The sequence below is a fragment of the Pseudorhizobium tarimense genome (assembly GCF_022968135.1).
Taxonomy (GTDB): domain Bacteria; phylum Pseudomonadota; class Alphaproteobacteria; order Rhizobiales; family Rhizobiaceae; genus Neorhizobium; species Neorhizobium tarimense.
The window spans coordinates 119,081-141,055 of sequence record NZ_JALJRA010000004.1; the positions used below are offsets into that span (position 1 = coordinate 119,081).

General features: G+C 62.7%; 20 protein-coding genes and 1 pseudogene. 7 read left to right on the forward strand and 14 right to left on the reverse strand.

Annotated elements, in window-relative coordinates; translation table 11 throughout:
• Nucleotide 1: 1 nt before the first annotated feature.
• A complete protein-coding gene (locus MUU54_RS06015; protein WP_247243125.1) occupies nt 2–316 on the forward strand; it encodes a branched-chain amino acid transport AzlD family protein in 315 nt (104 codons plus the stop codon).
• Nucleotides 317–324: 8 nt separating this feature from the next.
• Here the strand turns inward: MUU54_RS06015 and MUU54_RS06020 are convergent, their stop codons facing one another.
• Nucleotides 325–2,154, reverse strand: coding sequence for an aminopeptidase P family protein (locus MUU54_RS06020; RefSeq protein ID WP_247243126.1), 1,830 nt, complete (start codon nt 2,152–2,154; stop codon nt 325–327).
• 136 nt (nt 2,155–2,290) lie between these two features.
• On the opposite strand from MUU54_RS06020, the gene MUU54_RS06025 reads away from it, so the two are divergent.
• On the forward strand, nt 2,291–2,581 hold the full coding sequence (locus tag MUU54_RS06025) for a hypothetical protein (protein ID WP_247243282.1): 291 nt from the start codon (nt 2,291–2,293) through the stop codon (nt 2,579–2,581).
• 217 nt (nt 2,582–2,798) lie between these two features.
• On the opposite strand, the gene MUU54_RS06030 is transcribed toward MUU54_RS06025, so the two are convergent.
• From MUU54_RS06030 to MUU54_RS06040, 3 genes are all read right to left on the reverse strand, one after another.
• Nucleotides 2,799–3,677: a 50S ribosomal protein L11 methyltransferase gene (locus MUU54_RS06030; protein WP_247243127.1), complete on the reverse strand. Its 879-nt coding sequence runs from the start codon at nt 3,675–3,677 to the stop codon at nt 2,799–2,801.
• 79 nt (nt 3,678–3,756) lie between these two features.
• Nucleotides 3,757–4,356: an SCO family protein gene (locus tag MUU54_RS06035; protein WP_247243128.1), complete on the reverse strand. Its 600-nt coding sequence runs from the start codon at nt 4,354–4,356 to the stop codon at nt 3,757–3,759.
• A gap of 131 nt (nt 4,357–4,487) precedes the next feature.
• A complete protein-coding gene (locus MUU54_RS06040) occupies nt 4,488–4,646 on the reverse strand; it encodes a hypothetical protein (RefSeq protein ID WP_247243129.1) in 159 nt (52 codons plus the stop codon).
• 274 nt (nt 4,647–4,920) lie between these two features.
• Here MUU54_RS06040 and MUU54_RS06045 point away from each other — a divergent pair, with 274 nt between their 5' ends.
• The 3 genes and pseudogenes from MUU54_RS06045 to MUU54_RS06055 form a co-directional block, all read left to right on the forward strand.
• Entirely contained in the window at nt 4,921–5,388 is a 468-nt protein-coding gene (locus tag MUU54_RS06045; protein WP_239997310.1) for a chemotaxis protein CheW, read from the forward strand.
• Between the two features lie 198 nt (nt 5,389–5,586).
• Nucleotides 5,587–6,051 carry a hypothetical protein gene (locus tag MUU54_RS06050; RefSeq protein ID WP_247243130.1) on the forward strand — a complete coding sequence of 155 codons (465 nt, stop codon included), beginning with the start codon at nt 5,587–5,589 and terminating at the stop codon, nt 6,049–6,051.
• A 29-nt stretch (nt 6,052–6,080) separates the two neighbouring features.
• Nucleotides 6,081–7,540: pseudogene (locus tag MUU54_RS06055) on the forward strand (FAD-binding protein); the annotation flags it as partial.
• Between the two features lie 201 nt (nt 7,541–7,741).
• Here the strand turns inward: MUU54_RS06055 and MUU54_RS06060 are convergent.
• Entirely contained in the window at nt 7,742–8,167 is a 426-nt protein-coding gene (locus MUU54_RS06060; protein ID WP_376742060.1) for a CreA family protein, read from the reverse strand.
• 145 nt (nt 8,168–8,312) lie between these two features.
• Complete coding sequence (locus MUU54_RS06065; RefSeq protein ID WP_247243132.1) at nt 8,313–8,903, reverse strand: 3'-5' exonuclease; 591 nt, start codon at nt 8,901–8,903, stop codon at nt 8,313–8,315.
• 277 nt (nt 8,904–9,180) lie between these two features.
• On the opposite strand from MUU54_RS06065, the gene MUU54_RS06070 reads away from it, so the two are divergent.
• Entirely contained in the window at nt 9,181–9,714 is a 534-nt protein-coding gene (locus tag MUU54_RS06070) for a GNAT family N-acetyltransferase (RefSeq protein ID WP_247243272.1), read from the forward strand.
• Here MUU54_RS06070 and ligA read toward each other — a convergent pair.
• A complete protein-coding gene (ligA, locus tag MUU54_RS06075; protein WP_247243133.1) occupies nt 9,711–11,882 on the reverse strand; it encodes an NAD-dependent DNA ligase LigA in 2,172 nt (723 codons plus the stop codon). The genes MUU54_RS06070 and ligA overlap by 4 nt on opposite strands.
• A 132-nt stretch (nt 11,883–12,014) precedes the next feature.
• On the opposite strand from ligA, the gene MUU54_RS06080 reads away from it, so the two are divergent.
• A complete protein-coding gene (locus tag MUU54_RS06080; RefSeq protein ID WP_247243134.1) occupies nt 12,015–12,884 on the forward strand; it encodes an MBL fold metallo-hydrolase in 870 nt (289 codons plus the stop codon).
• A gap of 11 nt (nt 12,885–12,895) precedes the next feature.
• Here MUU54_RS06080 and recN read toward each other — a convergent pair whose 3' ends face one another.
• The 7 genes from recN to MUU54_RS06115 form a co-directional block, all read right to left on the reverse strand.
• Entirely contained in the window at nt 12,896–14,569 is a 1,674-nt protein-coding gene (recN, locus tag MUU54_RS06085; RefSeq protein ID WP_247243135.1) for a DNA repair protein RecN, read from the reverse strand.
• 3 nt (nt 14,570–14,572) lie between these two features.
• Nucleotides 14,573–15,439: an outer membrane protein assembly factor BamD gene (locus MUU54_RS06090; RefSeq protein ID WP_247243136.1), complete on the reverse strand. Its 867-nt coding sequence runs from the start codon at nt 15,437–15,439 to the stop codon at nt 14,573–14,575.
• Between the two features lie 223 nt (nt 15,440–15,662).
• A complete protein-coding gene (gene lpxC / locus MUU54_RS06095; RefSeq protein WP_247243137.1) occupies nt 15,663–16,616 on the reverse strand; it encodes a UDP-3-O-acyl-N-acetylglucosamine deacetylase in 954 nt (317 codons plus the stop codon).
• A 259-nt stretch (nt 16,617–16,875) separates the two neighbouring features.
• Nucleotides 16,876–18,630, reverse strand: a complete 1,755-nt coding sequence (gene ftsZ / locus MUU54_RS06100) for a cell division protein FtsZ (RefSeq protein WP_247243138.1) — start codon at nt 18,628–18,630, stop codon at nt 16,876–16,878.
• Between the two features lie 84 nt (nt 18,631–18,714).
• Complete coding sequence (gene ftsA, locus MUU54_RS06105) at nt 18,715–20,043, reverse strand: cell division protein FtsA (RefSeq protein WP_247243139.1); 1,329 nt, start codon at nt 20,041–20,043, stop codon at nt 18,715–18,717.
• Nucleotides 20,040–20,972, reverse strand: coding sequence for a cell division protein FtsQ/DivIB (locus MUU54_RS06110; protein WP_376742057.1), 933 nt, complete (start codon nt 20,970–20,972; stop codon nt 20,040–20,042). The genes ftsA and MUU54_RS06110 overlap by 4 nt, the downstream gene beginning before the upstream one ends.
• The gene (locus MUU54_RS06115; protein WP_247243140.1) at nt 20,960–21,886 is read right to left on the reverse strand and encodes a D-alanine--D-alanine ligase; all 927 of its coding nucleotides are present in this window, start codon (nt 21,884–21,886) and stop codon (nt 20,960–20,962) included. The genes MUU54_RS06110 and MUU54_RS06115 overlap by 13 nt, the downstream gene beginning before the upstream one ends.
• Between the last annotated feature and the right edge of the window lie 89 nt (nt 21,887–21,975).

A 21,975-nucleotide genomic window follows, 5' to 3' on the forward strand; every position in this document is an offset into this window, starting at 1 on the left:
GATGAACGGATCGCTCGATACCGGGACCTTGCTGCTGATTCTGGCTGCCGCCGTGGCAACCTATCTCACGCGCATTGGCGGCTATGTACTGATAACGCGGATGAGAAGCATTCCGCCACGTATGGAAGCGGCTCTGAACGCCGTCCCGGCGGCCGTTCTGACGACGCTGGTAGCACCAGCCTTCTTCGAGGGCGGCTGGGACGTCAAGATCGCGATGCTCGTGGCGCTTGCTGCTGCCCTGCGCTTCCCAGGGTTGATCATGCTGGCGGCCGGATGGGCTGCAGTGGTGATCTGCCGCCACCTGCTCGGCCTTTAAGGGCTCGTTCAGCCAAGCGGCTCGGTTGCCTTCACGAGCCAGTCGCGCACAGCCGCATCCTCGATCAGCGGCATCAGCTTTTCGCGCGTTTCCTTGTGGTAGGCATCCAGCCAGTCGCGCTCCTCTGCCGTCAGAAGATCCACTACCATCAGGCGGCGGTCGATCGGGCACCAGGTGAGCGTCTCGAAGGAGAGCATCGGCATGTCGCCGCCCTCGGTCTCTGTCGCATCCTTCACGAAAATCAGGTTCTCGATGCGAATCCCGTATTGCCCCGGGCGGTAATAGCCCGGTTCGTTGGAGAGCATCATCCCGGGCAGGAGCTCCTGCGTCGACAGCCGCGAGATGCGCTGCGGTCCCTCATGCACGGAGAGATAGGAGCCCACGCCGTGACCCGTGCCATGGGCGAAGTCACCCCCTGCCTTCCAGAGGGCAATGCGCGCCAGCGGATCGAGATCGCAGCCGCGCGTGCCCTTCGGGAAGCGGGCCGTGCTGATGGCGATCATGCCCTTGAGCACGAGGGTGAAGAAGCGCTTCCGGTCTTCCGGCACCTCGCCGATGGCGACCGTGCGGGTGATGTCCGTGGTGCCGTTGATGTATTGCGCGCCCGAATCGATGAGGAAGAGCTCACCTTCGTTCAGCCGCCGGTCGCTTTCCGTCGTCACCCGATAGTGCATGATCGCGGCATGCTCGCCCGCACCGGAAATAGTGTCGAAGGAGATGTCCTTGAGCGGGTTCTGCATGCGCTCGCCGACCCTGACGCGGGCGTTTTCCAGCGCATGGACGCTGCCAATTTCTGTGACGCTGCCGGCAGGCTGCTGATCGAGCCAATAGAGGAACTCGACCACCGCCGCACCGTCCTGCAGATGGGCCTTTGCAGAGCCCTGGAGCTCGGTCGCATTCTTGCAGGCACGTGGAAGCTTGGCCGGATCGCCCGCCTCCATAACGCGCCCGCCGACTGCCTCGATCGCGATGCTGAGCGCCAGCGGCGCGAGATCTGCGTCCAGCATGACCGATCCGCGTTTCGCCGCATCCTCCAGGCGCGCCAGGAACGCATCCGGCGGCAACTGCTCGGCGAGCTGCGCCAGATAGGCGCGCACCTCGATGCCGGTCTTGCGCTCGTCCAGGAAGAGCTGAGGCTTGCCGTCCGCCGAGATGATGGCGCGCGCTAGCGGATGCGGCGTATGCGGCACGTCGGCGCCGCGAATGTTGAAGATCCAGGCGACCGACGACGGATCGGTGATCACCACGGCGGCGGCCCCCTTCTCCTTCACCTGTGCAGCGATCACTGCGATCTTCTCGGCTGCAAGCGTTCCCGCATGCTCCTCCTTCTGGATCGTAACCGCTCCCATCGGCTCTGCCGGACGATCGGACCAGATGTCATCGAGCGGATTGGCGTCGAGGAAGACGAGGGAGCCGCCGATCTCCTCCACCGCCTTTCTGAGGCGCCGCACTTCGGCCGCCGTGTGCAGCCACGGATCGATACCTAGACGGAAGCCCTTGCTGCCGTTGCGCGAGAGCCAGAGATGCGGCGGCTCGTTGACCAGATCCCCACCGGTGATCACCTTAACGTCCACCTGCTCCCGAAGCTGGGTGGTGTAGCGTCCATCAACAAAGACGATTGCCTGGGAGCGCATCACCAACGCCACACCCGCCGATCCCGTAAAACCGGTGAGCCAGGAGAGACGCTCCGCCGACGCCGGCACATATTCCCCCTGGTACTCGTCCGCACGGGGCACGAGGAAGCCGTCTATGCCGAGATCATCGAATCGGGCGCGCAGCGCCGACAGGCGCTCACCTGCAAACTGAGGAGAGGACTTGGTGTCGAAGGACTGAAACATGCAGCTGATCCGGATGGTGATGAAAAAGGAAGGAAGCAGACACTAGACCATTCGCGGCTGATTTCGCCAGAGGGCGCCCGATCTGCACGGCGATTGTGCATCTGCTAACTGCCACTGATGGCTAAACGGGCGGCCTATGCGCGAGACGCATAACACCGTTGAGGCAAGCCCTCTGACTAAGCACGATCGGTGGAGCTATATTCCCATCATCGAACGGGACGACAACAGCGCCCGCGATGAAAGGATCAAGAAAATGGCTACCTCATTCTTCCGCACTGCCTTCGAACGCGTCGTCGCAGCGCGTGAACGTCAGGCCAGCCGTTACGTCAACGGCGTTCTGATGAACCTCGACGACCAGACGCTCCACGGCATGGGCACCAGCCGTGAAGAACTGCGCCGCAAGGGCGTTTCGACCTCCGTGTTCTGATCAACAGCCCGGAGCCGGTTTCTCCTCCCTCCTCCGTTCCAGGCTGCAGAATACGAAGTCTCCGCTTGAGCCTCTCCTCCCAAGGCTCGCGGACAAGATCAGGGGTACCTGGTCTCAAGGCGGCACCTTCCGGTGCCGCCTTTTTCTTTGCCTAGCGCTTTCATCCACTGGTGCAGCCGTGCAACTGGCACAATGCTGCAACGCAAAAAGAACCGGCCTAGCCGTGCTGCAGGTGGATAGTAACCCAGCCGTTACGCCACAGGGTGCGGACGTGGCGAAGCTTGACGCCGTTATAAGCAGCCAGGACCTTCCACCGTTGAGCGGCAAGGATGCCCGACAGGATGACCGAGCCACCGGGCGCAAGATTTGCGGCAAGCTGCGGCGCCATCTTGATCAGCGGACGCGCCAGGATATTGGCGATGATGAGGTCGAACGGCCCCTCTTCGGCGAAGGCCGGCGAATGGAAGCCTGGCGCCGTCACCAAACGCAGGCCCCTCGCAACGCCATTGCGGCGGGCGTTTTCCTTCGCGACCTCCACGGCGACAGGATCGATGTCGGTGGCAAGGATCGGAATATTGCGGATCTTGCGCAGCCCGATTGCCAGGACACCACTGCCCGTACCGAGATCAAGCGCATTGCGGACGGGCCGCGAGCGCGCGACCGAATGGATCATCTCCAGGCAGCCTGCCGTCGTGCCGTGGTGTCCCGTCCCGAAGGCCTGCCCGGCGTCGATCTCGATCGCGACGTCGTTGACCTTGACCTTGTGGCGGTCATGCGAGCCATGGACGAGAAAGCGGCCAGCGCGGACTGGCTTCAATCCTTCCAGCGATTTCGCAATCCAGTCGACGTCCGGGATCACTTCCCGCTGGATATCCTTGTCCGGATAGGTCTGCGCGAGCCCCTCCTCCACACGCCGACGGACCTCATCCTCTTCATCTGCCATGAGGTAGACGGAGGCTTCCCAGAGGTCGCGCTTCTCATCCACCTCGGTGGTGCCGACGACATAATCTTCCTCGCCGAAGACTTCCGAGAGGATGGCGAGGATGCGCTCGGCATCCCGTTCGCTGGCGGTGACGTAGAGGCGGATTTCACTCAAGGGTCGGATCTTTCGGCAATTGTAAATAGGCTCGGATGCCACAAAGGCCCGCCTCCTTCAAGTAAGCCGAAACGACCGATCAGCTCTTGATCAGGTTCTGCAGCTTCTTCACCGCCGTATCCGGGTTTTCGCCATAGGAGATGGTGCCGGCGAAGCGGCCTTCAGCATCCAGCAGGAAGACGGACGCCGTGTGGTCCATCGTGTAGTCGCCGTCCGGATCCTTCTCGTCGAGCGGTACCTTCTTGAAGTATACCTTGAAGCCCTTGGCCATCTCAGTGACCTTTTCCGGCGGACCAGAAATCCCTGTGACGCGATCGGTGACGTTGGATATGTACTGGCCGAGAAGTTCTGGCGAATCGCGCTCCGGGTCCACCGTGACGAAATAGCCGGCGAGCTTGGTCCCATCCGGATCGACCTGATGCATCCAGCCGTTCAGTTCAAAAAGCGTCGTCGGGCATACTTCTGGGCAGTGCGTGAAGCCGAAGAAGAGTGCCGTGGGCTTTTGCCGGAACGCCTGCTCGGTGATCGGCTCCCCGTTCTGTGCGACCAGCTCGAAGGGCACACCGAAGGGCGCCTCGGCGATCTGCTCCTGGGTGCGCGTAACCTGGAAGGTGAGCCAAGCCAGCACGCCGCCAAGGACGACGACGGCAGCCCAAAGGACGATGCGCAGCGTTTTCATGGTTTGACCCGACCTTACATTGATAACAGGCGTTCTATTGCTGCCCGCTTAGGCGAAACATCCGCTGCTGGCAAACGCTTTGCCCGCTCCTGCCGGAGTTTGCGCTGATTTGTCTCAAAGCAAGGAGGCCCTCAAAGGCAGCCGGACAGTCCAAGATCGCCGAGTGTCAGCATCATCAACGACCCGTGGGCGATCCAACCATAGAAGGCTGCCGCGGTAAGCCCCGTGATGGCAAGCGCGACGAGAAGCGCGATCGGCAGGCGATGACCTGATGGCGAAACCTGTTCCATGGGCAGATCCTAGCCGAAATCGGCATCGGCGCAAAGATCCCTCTCTCGGCATTAGCGGAAGCTTAACCCCTCCATGGCACGCTGATCGCGCGAAGGTGGATTTGAGAGAGTACGTCTGCTCTGCGACGAAGAGCAAGGCGTCAGCCGAAGCCACGCCGACATGACGTCACCGAGACCTTCTCGCCTGCGCATCACGATCCGACAATCCAAGGCAGCCTGAATGGCGGCATCTGCGGCACGAGCCGCGGGCCCATTGGCAGGTGGGGGAACAGACATGAGCAACGCCATCAAGCAATCGGGAGCCTATCTCGAAATCGTCTCCTTCCATCTCGGGGACCAGGAATTCTGCATCGATATCATGGCGATCCGCGAAATTCGCGGCTGGGCGCCGGTGACGCCGATGCCCCACACCCCCCCTTATGTGCTCGGTCTCATTAACCTTCGCGGCGCCGTCATTCCCGTGATTGACATGGCCTGCCGCCTCGGCATGAAAATGACGGAGCCCTCCGAGCGTTCGGCGATCATCGTCACCGACATTGCTGGAAAGCTTGTCGGCCTGCTGGTCGAACAGGTCTCTGACATGATGACCATCCGTTCCGAAGACCTGCAGCCGGCGCCGGAGATCATTCCGGAACAGCAGCGGGCCTTCTGCCGCGGCATCGTGGCGCTAGAAAAGACGATGGTTTGCTTCCTCAACCTAGACACCGTCATTGCCGACGAACTGACGCGCGAAGCGGCCTGATTGAGCCGCTCTGATCCAACCGTCATCTCCGGTCGCTAACAACCCGAAGATGACGGTTTCGATATGTGCACGTGAAGTCTTCTCTGATTCGTTCTGGAACGATCCGGCCCTGCCGTGTTCCTCTAGTGTCCAGCGGACAGCGAATTGTTCGGCTAAGCCAAAGGCTGGTCGGTCGGAACCCGAACAGGGAGACTTACCATGAAAAACGCCGTAACGCTCGCTATCGCCGCTGCTCTTTCCACCGCTTCGCTCGGCGGCATTTCCTACGCCCAGACGACAGCATCGACGACCGCGACATCGGACATGAACGACATGATCCGCATCGTCCGCGTCGATGCCAACGCTGATAGCGACGACGCCAACAACCCGATCCCGCAGATGTTCCGCAGTCCGACCGCTGACATGACGGCGGATGCCCAGGCTCCGGTCCAGGCGGATCCTGCTCTCATGGCAGAACTGCAGGAAAACAGCATTGAGCTGGACAATGTCCTGGCAATTGACACGGCAGCCAGTGGCGGCAAGATCCTTTACGTCAAGCAAGCGATCGATATCCTCTCAAGGATTGAAGGAGCCCGCGTTATGGGCTCTTTTCGTATGGGGGCGGACAAGGGTTGTGATTTTCCTTCCGTTGGGTGGAACGGTCAAATGCCGGAGGGCGGATAGAGATCGCCTGTGACTGAGGGGGAGGACGAATGTCAGAGACAGCGGATGTGATTGTGATTGGCGCCGGGCTGTCGGGCCTGGTGGCGGCGACGGAACTGGCAGACGCGGGCAAGAGCGTCGTGATCATCGACCAGGAGCCCGAGCAGAATCTCAGGGCCCAAACCTTTTGGTCCTTTAGCGGCCTCTTCCTCATCGACTCCCCGGAGCAAAGGCGGATGGGCACGCGACAACCTTGAGCTTGCCCGCCGCGACTGGTTGGGAACGGCAGCCTTCGATCGCCCAGAGGATTTCTGGCCGAAAGCATGGGCGGACGCCTATCTCGCCTTCGCCGCCGGCGAGAAGCGAGAATGGCTGCAGGCCATGGGCCATCGCTTCTTCCCGTCGTCGGATGGGCGGAGCGAGAGGCGGCTGGTCCGCAACCTCTCAAGGCAATTCGGTTCCTCGGTTTCATATCACCTGGGGAACAGGTCCCGGCGGCGTCGAGCTGTTCGAGCGCCGCGTGCGCGAGGCCGAAGCCGCAGGACAGCTGCGCTTTCGCTGGCGCCACCGGGTGGACCGTCTGATCAAGACGGGTGATACGGTCACCGGTGTGGCCGGTAGCGTGCTTGAATCTCGTGCGACACCGAGAGGTGCCGAAAGCTCGCGCATTGTCACTGGCGATTTTGAGCTGAGCGCACAGGCGGTGATCGTCCGTCCGGCGGCATTGGCGGCGATCCGGAGCTTTTCCGGAAGAATTGGCCGGCCCGCCTGGGGCCGGCGCCGAAGACCATGGTGGCCGGCGTGCCGAAGCATGTCGACGGTCGTATGTTGGGCGTTACCGAAGAGGCCGGCGGCAGGATCATCCACCGCGGCCGCATGTGGCACTACACCGAAGGCCTGCGAAACTGGAATCCCATCTGGGGAGAACCATGGCATTCGCATCCTCCCCGGCCCCTCCTCTCTCTGGTTAGACGCAACCGGCAAGCGCCTGCCGGCCCCGTTCTTCCCCGGCTACGATACGCTGGGGACGCTGCAGCACATTCTTGCTACCGGCTAAGACTACAGCTGGTTCATCCTCAACCAGACCATCATCCGCAAGGAGTTCGCGCTCTCCGGCTCCGAGCAGAACCCGGATATCACCGGCCGCGACTGGCGCCTGACCGCCCGCCGCGCGATCGGACGCCGGACAACGGCGCCGGTCGAGGCCTTCAAGGAGCACGGCGAGCATTTCGCCGTCGCATCCAACCTAGCCGAACTCGTGCGCGGAATGAACAGGGTGGCGGGCGGCGGCCTGCTGCGCTTCGACGAGATCGAGCGGAAAATTGCCGCACGCGACGGCCAGATGATGAACCCGTACGCAAAGGATGCGCAGGTGATGGGCATCCACAATGCCCGCCGCTCGCTCGGCGACAAGATGATCCGCACGGCGCGGCCGCACCGCATCCTTGATCCGGCACACGGGCCGCTGATTGCGGTGAAGCTCAATATCCTGACGCGCAAGACACTGGGTGGTCCGGAAACCGACCTTTCCGCGCGCGTGCTGGATGCTGGCGGAGAAGTGGTGCCCGGCTCTACGCCGTGGGCGAGGCCGCAGGGTTCGGTGGTGGCGGCATGCACGGCTACCGGGCGCTGGAAGGCACCTTCCTCGGCGGGTGCCTGTTTTCCGGACGGGATCGCAGGGCGGCGGCTGCGGCGGCCGTCGCCTAACGCCTTACGGCTTGCCGTTCGTCCAGGTCACCTCTTCGCCATAGAGCGGGACGGTGGAGACCGACATCTTCGCCGAGCCCTCAACCACCTGGCGCGAATGGGCGAGATAGATCAGCGTGTCGTTTGCCTTGTCGTAGATCCGCTTGACGAGCAGATCCTTCCAGATCAGCGAGCGCCCCTGGCGAAAGACCTCCTCGCCGCCCTTCGACAGGTCGATGTCGCCGATCTCGATAGGCCCGGTCTGGCGGCAAGCGATCGAGCTGTTGGAGGGATCCTCGAACCAGTTGCCCTGCTTCAGCCGGTCGATGATGGAGCGATCGAAATAGGTGACGTGGCAGGTGACACCATTCACTTCCGGATCGGCGACAGCCTCGACGATGATGTCGTTGCCAATCCAGTCGACGCCGACTTCACCTACGACTTCAGCCATGGAGGGTGCGGCGAGAAAGCCGCAGGACAGGGTGGCGGCGAACGAAAGAAGGGCAACGCGTTTCATCAGCAACATTCTCCGGTAAACCATCTGTGATCAGAGATAAGCGCGCGGTGACAGGTTGCAAGCCGTGTCGGCCGACTTGCTACTTCAGCCGGCAGGTGCAAGGGGCATAGCCGCCGTCAAACAAGCGCCCGACCTTCATGTTAATCATCGCCGGGATCTCCCGCACATGGGAGACGCCGAGCGACCTGCCGATGGCGATGGCCGCGCGCGCACAGACGGCGGCGTCTTCCGCGGCATTGTGGTGCAGAAAGCTGAGCCCGAGATGTGCCGCCAGCGCATTCAGCCGATGGGAACCGAGATGCGGCCAGACCTTCTGGGCCATCTTCACGCTGCAGAGATAGGAAAGCTCCGGATAACCGCGCCGGTAGAGATCGAGGCAGGCGCGCCAGACGCTGAAGTCGAAGGCGGCGTTGTGGGCGATCATAGTGGCGTCGCGAAAGTCGTCGGCAAATTCATCCATCACCTCCGGAAACGCGGAAGCATCCTCCACATCTTCCGGGTGGATGCCGTGGATCGCGATGTTGAAAGAGGAGAACCGCATGTCGTGCGGCCGGATCAGCCGCTCTTCCACCCGCACCACCTCGCCGTCCTCGATCCACGCCAGCCCAACCGAGCAGGCACTGCCGCGCGTTTCGTTGGCGGTTTCGAAGTCGATGGCAATGGTTTTCAAGCGGTCGGTCCGGATGATGTTTTCTCCTTGTAGATCCCGCGAAATGATTCCGCAAAGAGCGTGAGATATCGCAGCTTGATCTTTGCCAGGATTTCCCCTCTCCTACCGACATGATCAGCTTCGCTGCGCCCATGCATCTTACCGTGACCATTCGCCCTGCAGGGCGCGTGGCGGTCTTGGCGCGTTAGTCGATCACTCCGTCCCACCCTGCCGACAAATGGCAGGGATGGACATTCCGCTCTGCCTCAACAAACCCAAGGAGAGCGAAATGGACAGCATACAAAACGACATCGATGACAAGCCAGCGAGACCGGCAAGGCTCGAGGGCCTGACGATCCGTGCTGCCACTCCCGCGGATGCGGAGGAGATCACTGCACTCGCCAACCTGCCCGGTTATCGCTACGGCACACTGCGCCTGCCGTTCCAGCGGGTGGCGGAGACCCGCAAATGGCTGGATGAGGCTAGCGCCGGATCGATCAGCTTGGTGGCCACCTACCAGAACCAGATCATCGGCAACGGCGGGATCAACCGTTTCCTGGAACGAAGAAACCACGCGGCTGCTATCGGAATGGGCGTCCATGATGATTACCGCGGGCGCGGGGTCGGCAGCGCTCTCCTGAAAGAATTGGTCGGGGTGGCGTACAATTGGCTGAACATCCGTCGGATCGAACTGACGGTTTACACCGACAACGACGCTGCCGTGGCGCTCTACCGGAAGTTCGGTTTCGAGATAGAAGGCCGCCTCCGCGATTTCGCCTTCCGCAACGGAAGCTATGTCGATGCCTTCACCATGGCGCGGCTTAAACGCTAACCATCACCCGCCGACAACGCCAGCCATTCGTCCTCGTCCATCACCTGGACACCGAGCTCCTTCGCCTTGTCCAGCTTGGAGCCGGCGCCGAGGCCGGCGACGACGTAGTCCGTCTTCTTGGAGACAGAACCGGCGACCTTCGCGCCGAGGCTTTCGGCGCGCGCCTTGGCTTCCTCGCGGGTGAACTTCTCCAGGCTGCCGGTGAAGACCACGGTCTTGCCCGAGACGGGGCTGCCGCTGGTCGATACCTGCTCGGCGGCCTGCGGCGTCACCTCCTCCAGAAGCCGGCCGATGACTTCAAGATTGCGCGGCTCTTTGAAGAACTCGACAATGGCGCGGGCCACAACTTCACCGATGCCCTCGATGTTGTTGAGGTCGGACCAGGCGTCGCCGGCAAACGAAGCCGCCTCCGTCATGGCTGACTGGAAGGCGTCGTAGGTGCCATAGTGGCGAGCCAGCAGTTTTGCCGTCGTCTCGCCCACATGACGGATGCCGAGAGCATAGATGAAGCGGGCGAGTGCGATCGGGCGGCGCTCGTCGATCGCATCGAACAGCTTGCGGACGCTGACCCGGCCAAAGCCTTCGATGTTTTCAAGCTTCGTGAGCGGCGAGGCTTCCTGCCGCTTCTTCAGAGTGAAGATATCGGGCGCGGTCTTGATCGTCAGCGCCGGATCCTCCGCCTCGAAGAAGAAGTCGATCTGCTTGGACCCCAGCCCTTCGATGTCGAAGGCGTTGCGGGACACGAAATGCTTGAGATGCTCCACGGCCTGCGCGCGACAAACGAAGCCGCCGGTGCAGCGGGTGACGGAGTCCAGCTTGCCGGTCTTCTCGTTCCTTTCCCGCACGGCATGGCTGCCGCAGACGGGGCACTTCTTCGGAAACTCGTAAGGCACTGCGTCCGCCGGGCGCTTCTCCATCACCACGTCCAGGACCTGCGGGATGACATCCCCTGCCCGCTGCACGATGATGGTGTCGCCGATGCGGATGTCGTGGTCGTCTTCGCGGATCCGCTCACCGGAATTGCCGATGCCCTTGATGTAGTCCTCGTTGTGCAGCGTCGCGTTCGTGACGACGACGCCACCGACGGTCACAGGGGTCAGCCGCGCGACAGGGGTGAGCGCACCCGTGCGTCCGACCTGGATGTCGATCTTCTCGACCTTGGTGAAGGCCTGCTCGGCCGGAAACTTGTGGGCGGTTGCCCAGCGCGGTGAGCGGGAGCGGAAGCCGAGCCGCTGCTGCAGGTCGAGCCGGTCGACCTTGTAGACGACGCCGTCGATCTCGTAGTCGAGATCCGGGCGCTTCAGGCCGATCTCCTTATAGTGCTCGATGATGTCCTCGACGGAGTTCAGCCGCTTCATCAGCGGATTGACCGGGAAGCCCCAATCCTTGAACGTCTGGACCATCTCGTACTGCGTCTTCGGCAGGTCGTTCGGTTCGGAAATCTCGCCCCACGCATAGGCGAAGAACCGCAGTCTGCGGCTCGCCGTCACCTTCGGGTCGAGCTGGCGCAGCGAGCCGGCAGCCGTGTTGCGTGGGTTGACGTAGGTCTGTCTGCCTTCGGCCGCCATCTTCTCGTTGAGCGCCAGAAAGTCGCTCTTCGTCATGTAGACCTCGCCGCGCACTTCCACGACTGCGGGAACGCCCTTCGGCAGCGTGTTCGGTATCTCGTCGATGGTCAGGATGTTGGCGGTGACGTTCTCCCCGGTCGTGCCGTCGCCGCGCGTGGCGGCATTGGCAAGCCTGCCGTTTTCGTAGCGGATCGACATGGAGAGCCCGTCGATCTTCGGCTCCGCCGTGAAGGCGATCGAGCCGTCCGGCAGTTGGCCGAGGAAGCGGTAGACCGAGTTGATGAAGTCGCGCACGTCCTCGTCGGAGAAGGTGTTGTCGAGCGAAAGCATCGGCCGCGAATGCGTGATCGGCGCAAATGTGGGTAGCGGCGCAGCCCCCACCTTGAGCGACGGACTATCGGCGCGGCGCAACTGCGGAAATCTCGCCTCGATCGCATCGTTGCGGCGCTTCAGGGCGTCGTATTCGGCGTCGGAGACTTCCGGGGCATCGTGCCCGTGGTAGAGCTCGTCGTGACGCGCAATCTCCGAGGCAAGAAAGGCAAGCTCTGCGGCCGCCTCGTTCTCGGTCAGCGTCTCAACGGGTGTCTTGTCGGCGGCCATGCTCGTCTCGCTCCACGGTCTTGCTTATCCGTTTTAGCGCAGATTCCCGGAAAGCAAACAAGCGGTTGGCAAAGAACGCCTTGTCAGCGCGAAGACAGCGCGGGTAGATAGTCGCAAGCTGAGGAACGCGCCATGGCGATCGACATTTCCACTCTGCGCATCCTCGAACCCTATCCGGGCATCTTCGCCTATTACGACGGGCGTGTTCTCGGGAAGCGGCTCTATTCCGACAAGCCGAACTGGCTGGACGATGGCGCCTATGAGCTTGGATCGGCGTGCTATACCATCGTCGATGGCGGAGAGGCCGTGGTCTATGACACGCACTTGTCGCTTGAACATGCGCGGTTCGTTCGCGATCATCTGGAAAGCCTCTGTGTCACCACGATCCGTGTCGTTCTCAGCCACTGGCATGCCGACCACGTTGCCGGCAACGCCGTCTTCCAAGACTGCGAAATCGTCGCCCTTTCCTTGACAGCAAAGACTCTCGAAGAGAAACGCACATCTCTCGCGACCCGTGAGCCGCCGATCGATCCGCTCGTCATGCCGACGCATACCTTCGAGACGAGCCTCGCCCTGACGGTCGGCAGGCGCCGCGTCAAGCTGCACCATTTCAACATCCACAGCGCCGACGGCAACGTGCTCTGGCTTCCCGATGACGGCCTGCTGCTGGCGGGCGATACTCTGGAGGACACGGTGACCTATGTCTCGGAGCCGGAGAACATTCCGGTCCACATCCGGGAGCTTCGGCGCATGCGCGAGTGGCCGATCCTGCGCATCCTGCCCAACCACGGCTCCGCCGAGAGAATAGCCGCGGGCGGCTACTCCATTGACTTCATCGAGGCGAACCGGCGCTATCTCGAAGCGATCACCGGCACAGGTCCCCTGCCCGCAACTTTGAAGGAACTGGTGGCGGAGGACGTCGCGGCCGGGATAATCGATTACTTTGCGCCGTATGAAGCTGTTCATCGGCGCAATCTGGAGGCTGCCCAATCCCTACGCTAAAGCAAGCCTGATCAGTCCGCCCCGGCCAGCAGCTTCTTTGCCGCCGCGCGTGCCTCGTCGGTGACGGATGCGCCGGCGAGCATGCGTGCGATTTCTTCCGCGCGGTGTTCGGGCGCCATGGTGGCGACGCGCGTGGCGATCTTCTCGGATCCGTCGCCGGCCGGTCCCTTGGAGATAAGCAGATGCGTGGCCGCACGCGCTGCCACCTGCGGCGCATGCGTGACAGAAAGCACCTGAACCTTTTCCGACAACCGCTTCAGCCGCTGGCCGATCGCATCCGCCACGGCACCGCCAACGCCGGTGTCGATCTCATCGAAGACGAGTGTCGGAGCAGAGCCGCGATCGGCAAGGGCGACCTTCAGCGCCAGCAGGAACCGCGAAAGTTCGCCGCCGGAGGCGACCTTCATGATCGGGCCGGGCCGTGTGCCGGGGTTGGTCTGCACGTGGAATTCGACGGTATCGATACCTTCGGCCGTCGCCGCTTCCGGGTCGATGGTGACTTCAACCATGAAACGCGCGCGCTCCAGCTTCAGCGCAGGCAGTTCCGCCATCACCGCCTCCGCCAAAGCCGTGGCGCCATCGCGCCTTTTTTCCGAGAGCGACAGTGCCGCCGCGTCGAAATCCGCCTTGGCCGCAACCGCCTGCGTCTCCAGTTGGCCGAGCTTCTCCTCGCCCGCATCCAGATCGGCAAGATCCGCGACCATCTTCTCGGCCAGCGCCGGAAGATCGGCAACAGCAACGGAATACTTGCGGCCAGCAGCACGAAGGGCAAAAAGTCGCTCCTCGACGCGCTCCAGCTCCCGCGGATCGAACTCCGTCTTCCGCAGCGCCGCTTCCACCTCCATCTGGGCGTTGGAGAGGCTGTTGAGCGCCGCATCGAGAAGCTCGACCGTCTCCTCCAGCAGTCCGGGCGCCTCGTGGCTCTTGCGTTCGAGACGCCGCACCATCGAGGCGATCAGCGGCACCGGCGAGGCGTTGCCGTTAAGGAAGTCGGACGCCTCCGAGATGTCGCCGGCAATCCGCTCCGCCTTCTGCATCTGCGAGCGCTGCTCGGCGAGCTCCTCTTCCTCGCCGTCGCGCGGGCTCAAGGTTTTCAGCTCCTCGACGGAGGAGCGGATGTAATCGGCCTCTCGCGCGGCCGCCTCAACCTTGGCCCCATGTGCCTTGAAGACACGTTGGGCATCCTTCCAAATGCGGTAGAGGCCGGCCACCTTCTGGCTCTCGTCCTTCAGCCCGGCAAAGGCATCGAGCAGCGTGCGGTGGGTATTGGTGTCGGTGAGAGCGCGGTCGTCGTGCTGGCCGTGGATCTCGACCAGCACCTGCCCTGCCTGACGCATGAGCTGGACGCTGACCGGCTGATCATTAATCGAGGCACGGGTACGGCCATCGGCCGACTGGATGCGGCGGAAGATCAGGTCGCCGTCGTCATCGATGCCGTTTTCCCGCAGAAGCAGTCTTGCGGGATGCTGGCCGGAAACGTCAAAGACGGCCGTCACCTGCCCCTTGTCCTCACCATGGCGCACAAGTCCGCCATCGCCGCGCCCGCCAAGGGCGAGCGAAAGGCTGTCGAGAAGGATGGACTTGCCCGCCCCGGTCTCTCCCGTCAGCACCGACAGGCCAGACTCGAAATCGAGATCCAGCCGCTCGATCAGGACGATATCGCGGATCGAAAGCTGGACGAGCATCGCTTAGGCGCCGATGAGCTTGGCCCCGGCCCGCGAGATCCAGGAGCCGCGGTTTTCCCGCGGCTCGACGCCGCCCGTCTGCAGCAGCTTATAGGAGTCCGCATACCACTGGCTGTCCGGGTAGTTGCGGCCCAGAACCGCCGCCGCCGTCTGCGCCTCTTCAACGATGCCCATCGCATAATAAGCCTCGACGAGGCGTGCGAGCGCTTCCTCGACCTGATTGGTGTTGGAATATTCCTCGACGACCACGCGGAAGCGCTTGATCGCGGCAAGATATTCCTTGCGCTCGAGATAATAACGGCCGACCTGCATTTCCTTGCCGGCGAGCTGGTCGCGCGCAAAACGGATCTTCGCCTGCGCATCCTCGACATATTCGGAATCGGGATAATCCGTCACCACCCGCTGCATCGCGTCGATCGTCTGCGATGCGGCCTTCTGGTCCTGGGTCACGTCGGCAATCTGCTTGGAATATGACAGGCCGACGAGATACTGGACGTAAGCGGAGTCTTCCGAATTCGGGTACTGCTTCAGGTAGCGGTTGCCCGTGCTGATCGCCTCGTCATTGCGGCCGAGCCGATACTTGCTGAAGGTGCTCATCACCAGCGCCTTGCGACCCCACTCGGTGAACGGGTGCTGCCGGTCGATGGCGTCGAACTTGCGGGAGGCTTCGGCGATGTTGCCCGCCTTCATGTTCGCCAAGCCCTGATTGTAGAGCAGCTCCGGCGGCTCGCTTTCGAAGCCCAGCTTGGTGATGTCGATGTCCTTGTCCGACTGGCAGGACGTCACGGCGGCTCCGGCAACGCCAAGTGCCAGGCACATTAAGGCAATCCTCGCCGCTTTCTTCATCACAACAGACTTCGCATAAACCATTCGCAAGTTCCTGATCGTCACGCGCACAAGTGCCGCAGCTCAAGTTGGCCTTCTAGCCTTACAAGCAGGCTGAGAGCAACGCAATGCGGAGGCATTAACGCAATTTTGTGGCACAGCCTTCTTCACCGCCAGTTGATGACTGTTCCAATTTCTCCGTCGCCTACGTCCACACAAAGAAAAGCCGCCCACGAGGGGCGGCGAGTTGGACTGGAAGCAAGCGAAATTACGCAAATTCGGCGACGAACTCCGGCGCCTTGACCGGTACGAATTCTCCGGCACGAACACGATGGCTGCGCACCGGCGCCTCGACGATCTCGTAGGCAGTCGGATCGCTGAGCAGAGCCTTCAGCGCGTTGGCATTCATCTTGTGGCCACCGCGATAGGACCTGTAGCAGCCGATGAACTGGGCGCCCGCGAGCGCAAGATCGCCGACGGCATCGAGCGTCTTGTGACGCACGAACTCGTCCTTGTAGCGAAGGCCCTCGACATTGACGACGGTGTCGTCGTCGGAGATGACGACCGAATTTTCCAGGGACGAGCCCAGCGCATAGCCGGCAGCCCAAAGACGCTCGACGTCACGCATGAAGCCGAAGGTGCGAGCGCGCGACAATTCTTCCTTGAAGGTCGCAGCGGTCAGGTCGCCCTTCCAGCTCTGCCGGCCGATCAGCGGCGTGGAAAAGTCGATCTCCACCTCGAAGCGCGTGCCTTCATAGGGGCGGAACTCCGACCAGGAAGCGCCCGAATCGATCCGCACCGGCTTCACCACGCGGATGTAGCGGCGCTTGACGCCCAGGTTGACGATCCCGACCTGCTCGATGGCCTCGATGAAGGCAAAGGAGCTGCCGTCCATGATCGGCATCTCGCCGGCATCGACTTCGACAACCACGTTGTCGATGCCGAGCGCATAAAGTGCCGCCATGACATGCTCTATTGTCGCGATCCAGGTTGCCGGCGAACCACCGAGGATGGTGCAGAGATCGGTTGGGCCGACCTGCGAAGAAACCGCGCGGTATTCGACGCAGGTGCCGTCTGCCAAGGTGCGGCTGAACATGACGCCCGTTCCTGCGTCGGCAGGCTGGAAGGTGAGCGTGACCGGCGTACCCGAATGAACGCCGATGCCCGTCAGAGTGACGGGAGCAGCGATGCTGGTTTGAAATCCGAGAAGTCCGATCGTCATGTCAGTTGCCTTGTCATGTTCCCGCCACCCTGAAGCGGCGGGCAATTCCCTGCAGGCGTGTCGCCTAAGGCGAAGCTGCATCTATTTCATGGTCCTACATACGCAGCCTGGAACAACAATCCAAATCACTGTTTCTTTCGGATTGTTACGTCAATAACCGTTTGATTCGCTTCTGTAATTCCACCCGGAAATTCCGCGTACGGAAAAGGCCCGGATCCTGCGATCCGAGCCTTGCCTCTTCTGATGCTCCAGAAGTCGATCAGTTTTGCTGGCGACGCAGGAAAGCGGGGATCTCCAGTTGGTCGTCTTCCTGACGGGCCGGAGCCTGCGGGGCCGCACGACCGTGATCGTCAAGCTGACCGCGGCGCGGTGCATAGAGGCTTGCTTCAGCCGAGAGCGGACGACGCTGCTGCGGAGCCGCGGCGGGGGCCGGAGCCGCCATCTCGGCGTGACCCTGATCCTCGTCTTCACGACGGCCGAGCGAGTTGGTGATCCGCTTCAGGAGACCCATCGGGCCGCGCTCTTCCTGGACGTGCTGGACCTGGTGGGCGCGGTGGTCCATCTCGGCCTTGACGACCGGCGGGAAGTCCTCGACGCGCGGCATGCGGACCTGCTCGACGGTTTCGCGCATAACCGGAGCGGGTGCTTCCGGCTGAGGCATGCGCGGTGCGGCCTGCATCATCGGAGCAGGCTGAGCCTGCATCTGCGGTGCGGCAGCAGCGCGCAGAACCGGAGCTTCTGCCGGGGCAGCGGCTGCAAAAATGCGGCTCTGCGGGCGGAATTCAGGTTCGGCCTGCTGAGCAACCGGCTGCGGTGCGACAGGCTGCGGTGCGGCCGGACGGGGAGCTTCGGCGATTGCGAGTTCGCGTTCCATCTCGGCTTCCGCCTGACGGATCGTCTCAGCGACCGGATCGGCCTTCGGTGCCTGCATGAGCGGAGCAGGCTGCACTGCGGCCGGAGCCGGAGCAACGGCCGACGAAGGACGGATCACGGGACGTGCCGGAGCAGCGGCCTGAGCCTCGAAACCGCGGACATCGCCATGGTGGGCGCTGCGATCGATGCCAGTGGCGACAACCGAGACGCGGATGAGACCTTCAAGTGCTTCGTCGAAGGTGGCGCCAAGGATGATGTTGGCGTCCGGATCGACTTCCTCGCGAATGCGGGTTGCTGCTTCGTCGACTTCAAAGAGGGTGAGGTCGCGACCACCGGTGATGGAGATCAGGAGGCCCTGGGCGCCCTTCATCGAGGTCTCGTCGAGCAGCGGGTTGGCGATCGCTGCTTCCGCAGCCTGCATCGCGCGGCCCGGGCCCGAAGCCTCACCAGTGCCCATCATGGCGCGGCCCATTTCGCGCATCACCGAGCGGACGTCAGCGAAGTCGAGGTTGATCAGGCCTTCCTTGACCATCAGGTCGGTGATGCAGGCAACGCCCGAGTAGAGCACCTGGTCGGCCATCGCGAATGCGTCGGCGAACGTGGTCTTGTCGTTGGCGATGCGGAAGAGGTTCTGGTTCGGGATAACGATCAGCGTGTCGACCGATTTCTGCAGTTCCTGGATGCCCGATTCGGCAAGGCGCATGCGGCGCTGGCCTTCGAAGTGGAACGGCTTGGTAACGACGCCGACGGTCAGGATGCCCTTGCTGCGGGCAGCCTGTGCGACGACCGGGGCTGCCCCCGTGCCGGTGCCGCCGCCCATGCCTGCGGTGACGAAGCACATATGCGTGCCGTTGAGGTGGTCGACGATCTCGTCGAGGCACTCTTCAGCGGCGGCGCGGCCGACTTCCGGCTGCGAGCCGGCGCCGAGACCTTCGGTCACCTGCGCGCCCATCTGGATGATTCGCTCGGCCTTGGTCATCGTCAGCGCCTGGGCGTCCGTGTTGGCGACGACGAAGTCAACGCCTTCCAGACCGGCGGAGATCATGTTGTTGACAGCGTTCCCGCCACCACCACCGACGCCGAAGACGGTGATCCGAGGCTTCAGCTCGGTGATATCGGGCTTTTGCAGCTTGATGGTCATTGTACCCGTTCCTTCTCACTCTGGCCGCATCGCCGCCGGCCTGTTCATTGCCTATTCTTGAGCCCTACCCGCGCGGGGATCGGGTCAGAAACTTTCCTTCAGCCACTGTCCCATGCGGGACAATCTGCCGTTCCCATTGCCGAGGGAGGCGATCAACCCTCCCTGCGACGCATGTGTTTCCATGTCCGCGACCTGGGGATAGATCATCAGTCCGACCGCCGTCGAAAACGCGGGACCCTTGGCTGCCACCGGCAGGCCGGAGACGCCCATGGGGCGGCTGATCCGGACGTTACGGGCGAGGATCCGCCGTGCGGTCTCGGGCAGCCCCGTCAGCTGGCTGGCGCCGCCCGTCAGGACGACGCGCTTTCCGACAATCGGGCTGAAGCCGGACGCCTGGATGCGGTCCCGGATCAGTTCCATCGTCTCTTCGATGCGAGCCCGGACAATCCGCGTGACCAGGGCGCGCGGTACCTGCGTCGGCTGATCACGATCATCTTCGCCAATCGGCGGGATCGAGATCAGTTCGCGCTCGTCTGCACCGTTCGGGAATGCGGAGCCGTGGACGACCTTGAGCCGCTCGGCGTCCTCGATGCGCGTGGAAAGACCCCGTGCGAGGTCAGTAGTGACGTGATGGCCGCCGAGTCCGATGGCATCGGTGTGCACGAGCTTGCCTTCCGCGAAGACGGAGATCGTCGTCGTGCCGCCGCCCATGTCGATCGCCGCGCAACCCAGTTCGACTTCGTCGTCGACGAGTGCAGCAAGACCGGAAGCGTAAGGCGTTGCCACCATACCCTCGACGGAAAGATGCGCGCGGTTGACGCAGAGCTCGAGGTTCTTGAGCGTTGCGCGTTCCGAGGTAACGACATGCATGTCGACACCGAGAACGTCGCCGAACATGCCGAGCGGATCGCGGATGCCGCGTTCGCCGTCGAGCGAGTAGCCGGTGGCGAGCGAATGAAGGATGGCCCGATCCTGGCGCTGCGACTGCTGGCTGGCGGATATCAGCACCTTGCGAAGATCAGCGCCCTCCACTTCCTGGCCGCCGAGATCGATTGTCGCCGTGTAGACGTCGCTCGCCAGGCGGCCGGCCGAGATATTGATGATCAGACTGTCGACGGTCAGTCCTGCCATGCGCTCGGCGGCGTCGACGGCCAGACGGACGACGCTTTCCGCTGCATCCAGGTCTGCGATCACGCCGGACTTCACCCCGCGCGAACGCTGGTGGCCGATACCGATGATCTCGATGTTGTGCGTGCGGCCGGGCAGCACCAGGCTTTCCTGACGCGGCGTCAGGCGGCCTATCATGCAAACGACCTTGGTGGAGCCGATGTCGAGCACCGATACAACATGGCTGCGCTTGGAAGAGAGCGGCTTCAGGCGCGGGAGGAAGTGCGACGAACCGAAGAGGCTCATGAGTCCACTCCCGCTTTCTTGAGGGCCTTCGAACGCGCTTCCAGCGCTTCCTTGCGGCGATCCATGGCGCCGGCGGTCAGTTGAACGGTGGTGCGGTCGCCGAGACGAAGATCGATGGCGGCGATGTCGCGCTCCAGGATGCCCTGCTCCGCCTCGAGGCGTGAAAGCACGGCGAGCGCCTGATCTACGTTGCGCTCGGGAAGCTTCAGCACCACACCGTTGCCGAGATGCAGATCCCAGCGGCGACCGGCGACGCGGACATACGCCCGTACACGGTTCTTCAGCTCAGGCCAGCCGGCGAGTTCCTGCTCGAAGGAAGCCGCAGCGGTTTCAGCGTCACGACCGACGAAGAGCGGCAGGGTCGCGAACTTGCTGTCACGCAGCGGAGCGATAATCTTGCCGTTGCGCTCGATCAACGAAAGCTCGTCCCCGTGCTGCCAGATGCCGAACGCCTGACGCTCCTTGAGCATCACCTCGATCGTCTTCGGATAAACCTTGCGAACCTCGGCATACTCGACCCAGGGAAGCTCCGCGAGCTTCTTGCGAGCAGCTTCGATATCGAGCGCAACGAGCGACGTCGTGCCATCGAGGCCGAGCATTTGCAGGATGTCGATCTCGGAAGTCTGCTCGTTGCCGGATACGCGAACGTCCTCGATGGCGAAACCTGCAGACGCCGTCACGGACTGAGCCACCACTTCCGTGTGGCCGCCGACCGACATGCCGTAGAGACCGACGACGCCGAGGAAGGCGAAGGTGGAAACGGTGCCGATATGGCGCGGAATATAGATGCGGCCGGTTGCCAGCGCGACGGTGAAGCGGACGACGCGGCGCAGCGGGCGGGGCAGCACGCGGCGCTCATCTGCACCCGCATAGGACGCCTCGGCCCGATGGCCCGACCTGCCGGAGATTTTGCCGCTCAACGCAGACACGATGCGTCCTCCACCATCCAACGGACGAGTTCACCGAAAGAATAGCCGGCATGCGCGGCCATTTCGGGCACCAGCGATGTCGGGGTCATGCCCGGCTGCGTATTCACTTCCAGCCAGATGATCTCGCCATTCTCGGAGAACCGGTCGTCGTAGCGGAAGTCGGACCGACTCACGCCGCGGCAGCCCATCGCCTGATGCGCCTTAAGCGCATAGGATTGGATCTTTTGGTAAACATCCGGTGAAATTTGTGCCGGAATGACGTGCTTGGAGCCACCTTCGGCATATTTCGCGTCATAATCGTAAAAGGCGTTGCCGGTCGGGACGACCTCTGTAACGCCCAACGCCTCGCCGCCCATGACGCCGCAGGTCAACTCGCGACCATGGACATAGCGCTCGACCATGACCTCATCGCCATAGCGCCACTCGCTTGAAGCAAGGATCTGCGGCGGATGCGACTGATCCTGCTTGACGATGACAACGCCGAAGGATGAACCCTCGCGGACGGGCTTCACGACATAGGGCGGCTCGATCGGATGATCATTGCCGATATCAAAGCGGCTCATCACACGCGCTTCGGCGATCGGGATGCCGGCAGCTCGCGCAACATGCTTCGCCTGCCCCTTGTCCATGGACAGAGCCGAGGCGAGGACGCCGGAGTGGGTATAGGGGATCTCAAGATATTCGAGGACGCCCTGGATGGTGCCGTCCTCGCCATAAGGTCCATGCAGAGCATTGAAGGCAACATCCGGCGTCAACTCCGCAAGCACGGCAGCAACATCGCGGGACACATCGATGCGAGTGACGCGGTAGCCTTCCTGCTCAAGAGCGTCGGCACAAGCCTTTCCGGAAGACAGGCTTACGGGCCGTTCGGAGGAAATCCCCCCCATCAGAACAGCCACATGCTTGCCACTCATCGCCAACCTCCGGAAAAGGAACGCATCCCTGCCACACTTCACTTGCGCTAGGCTGACCGGACTGATTCCGCCTCTCCCCAACGCAGGAC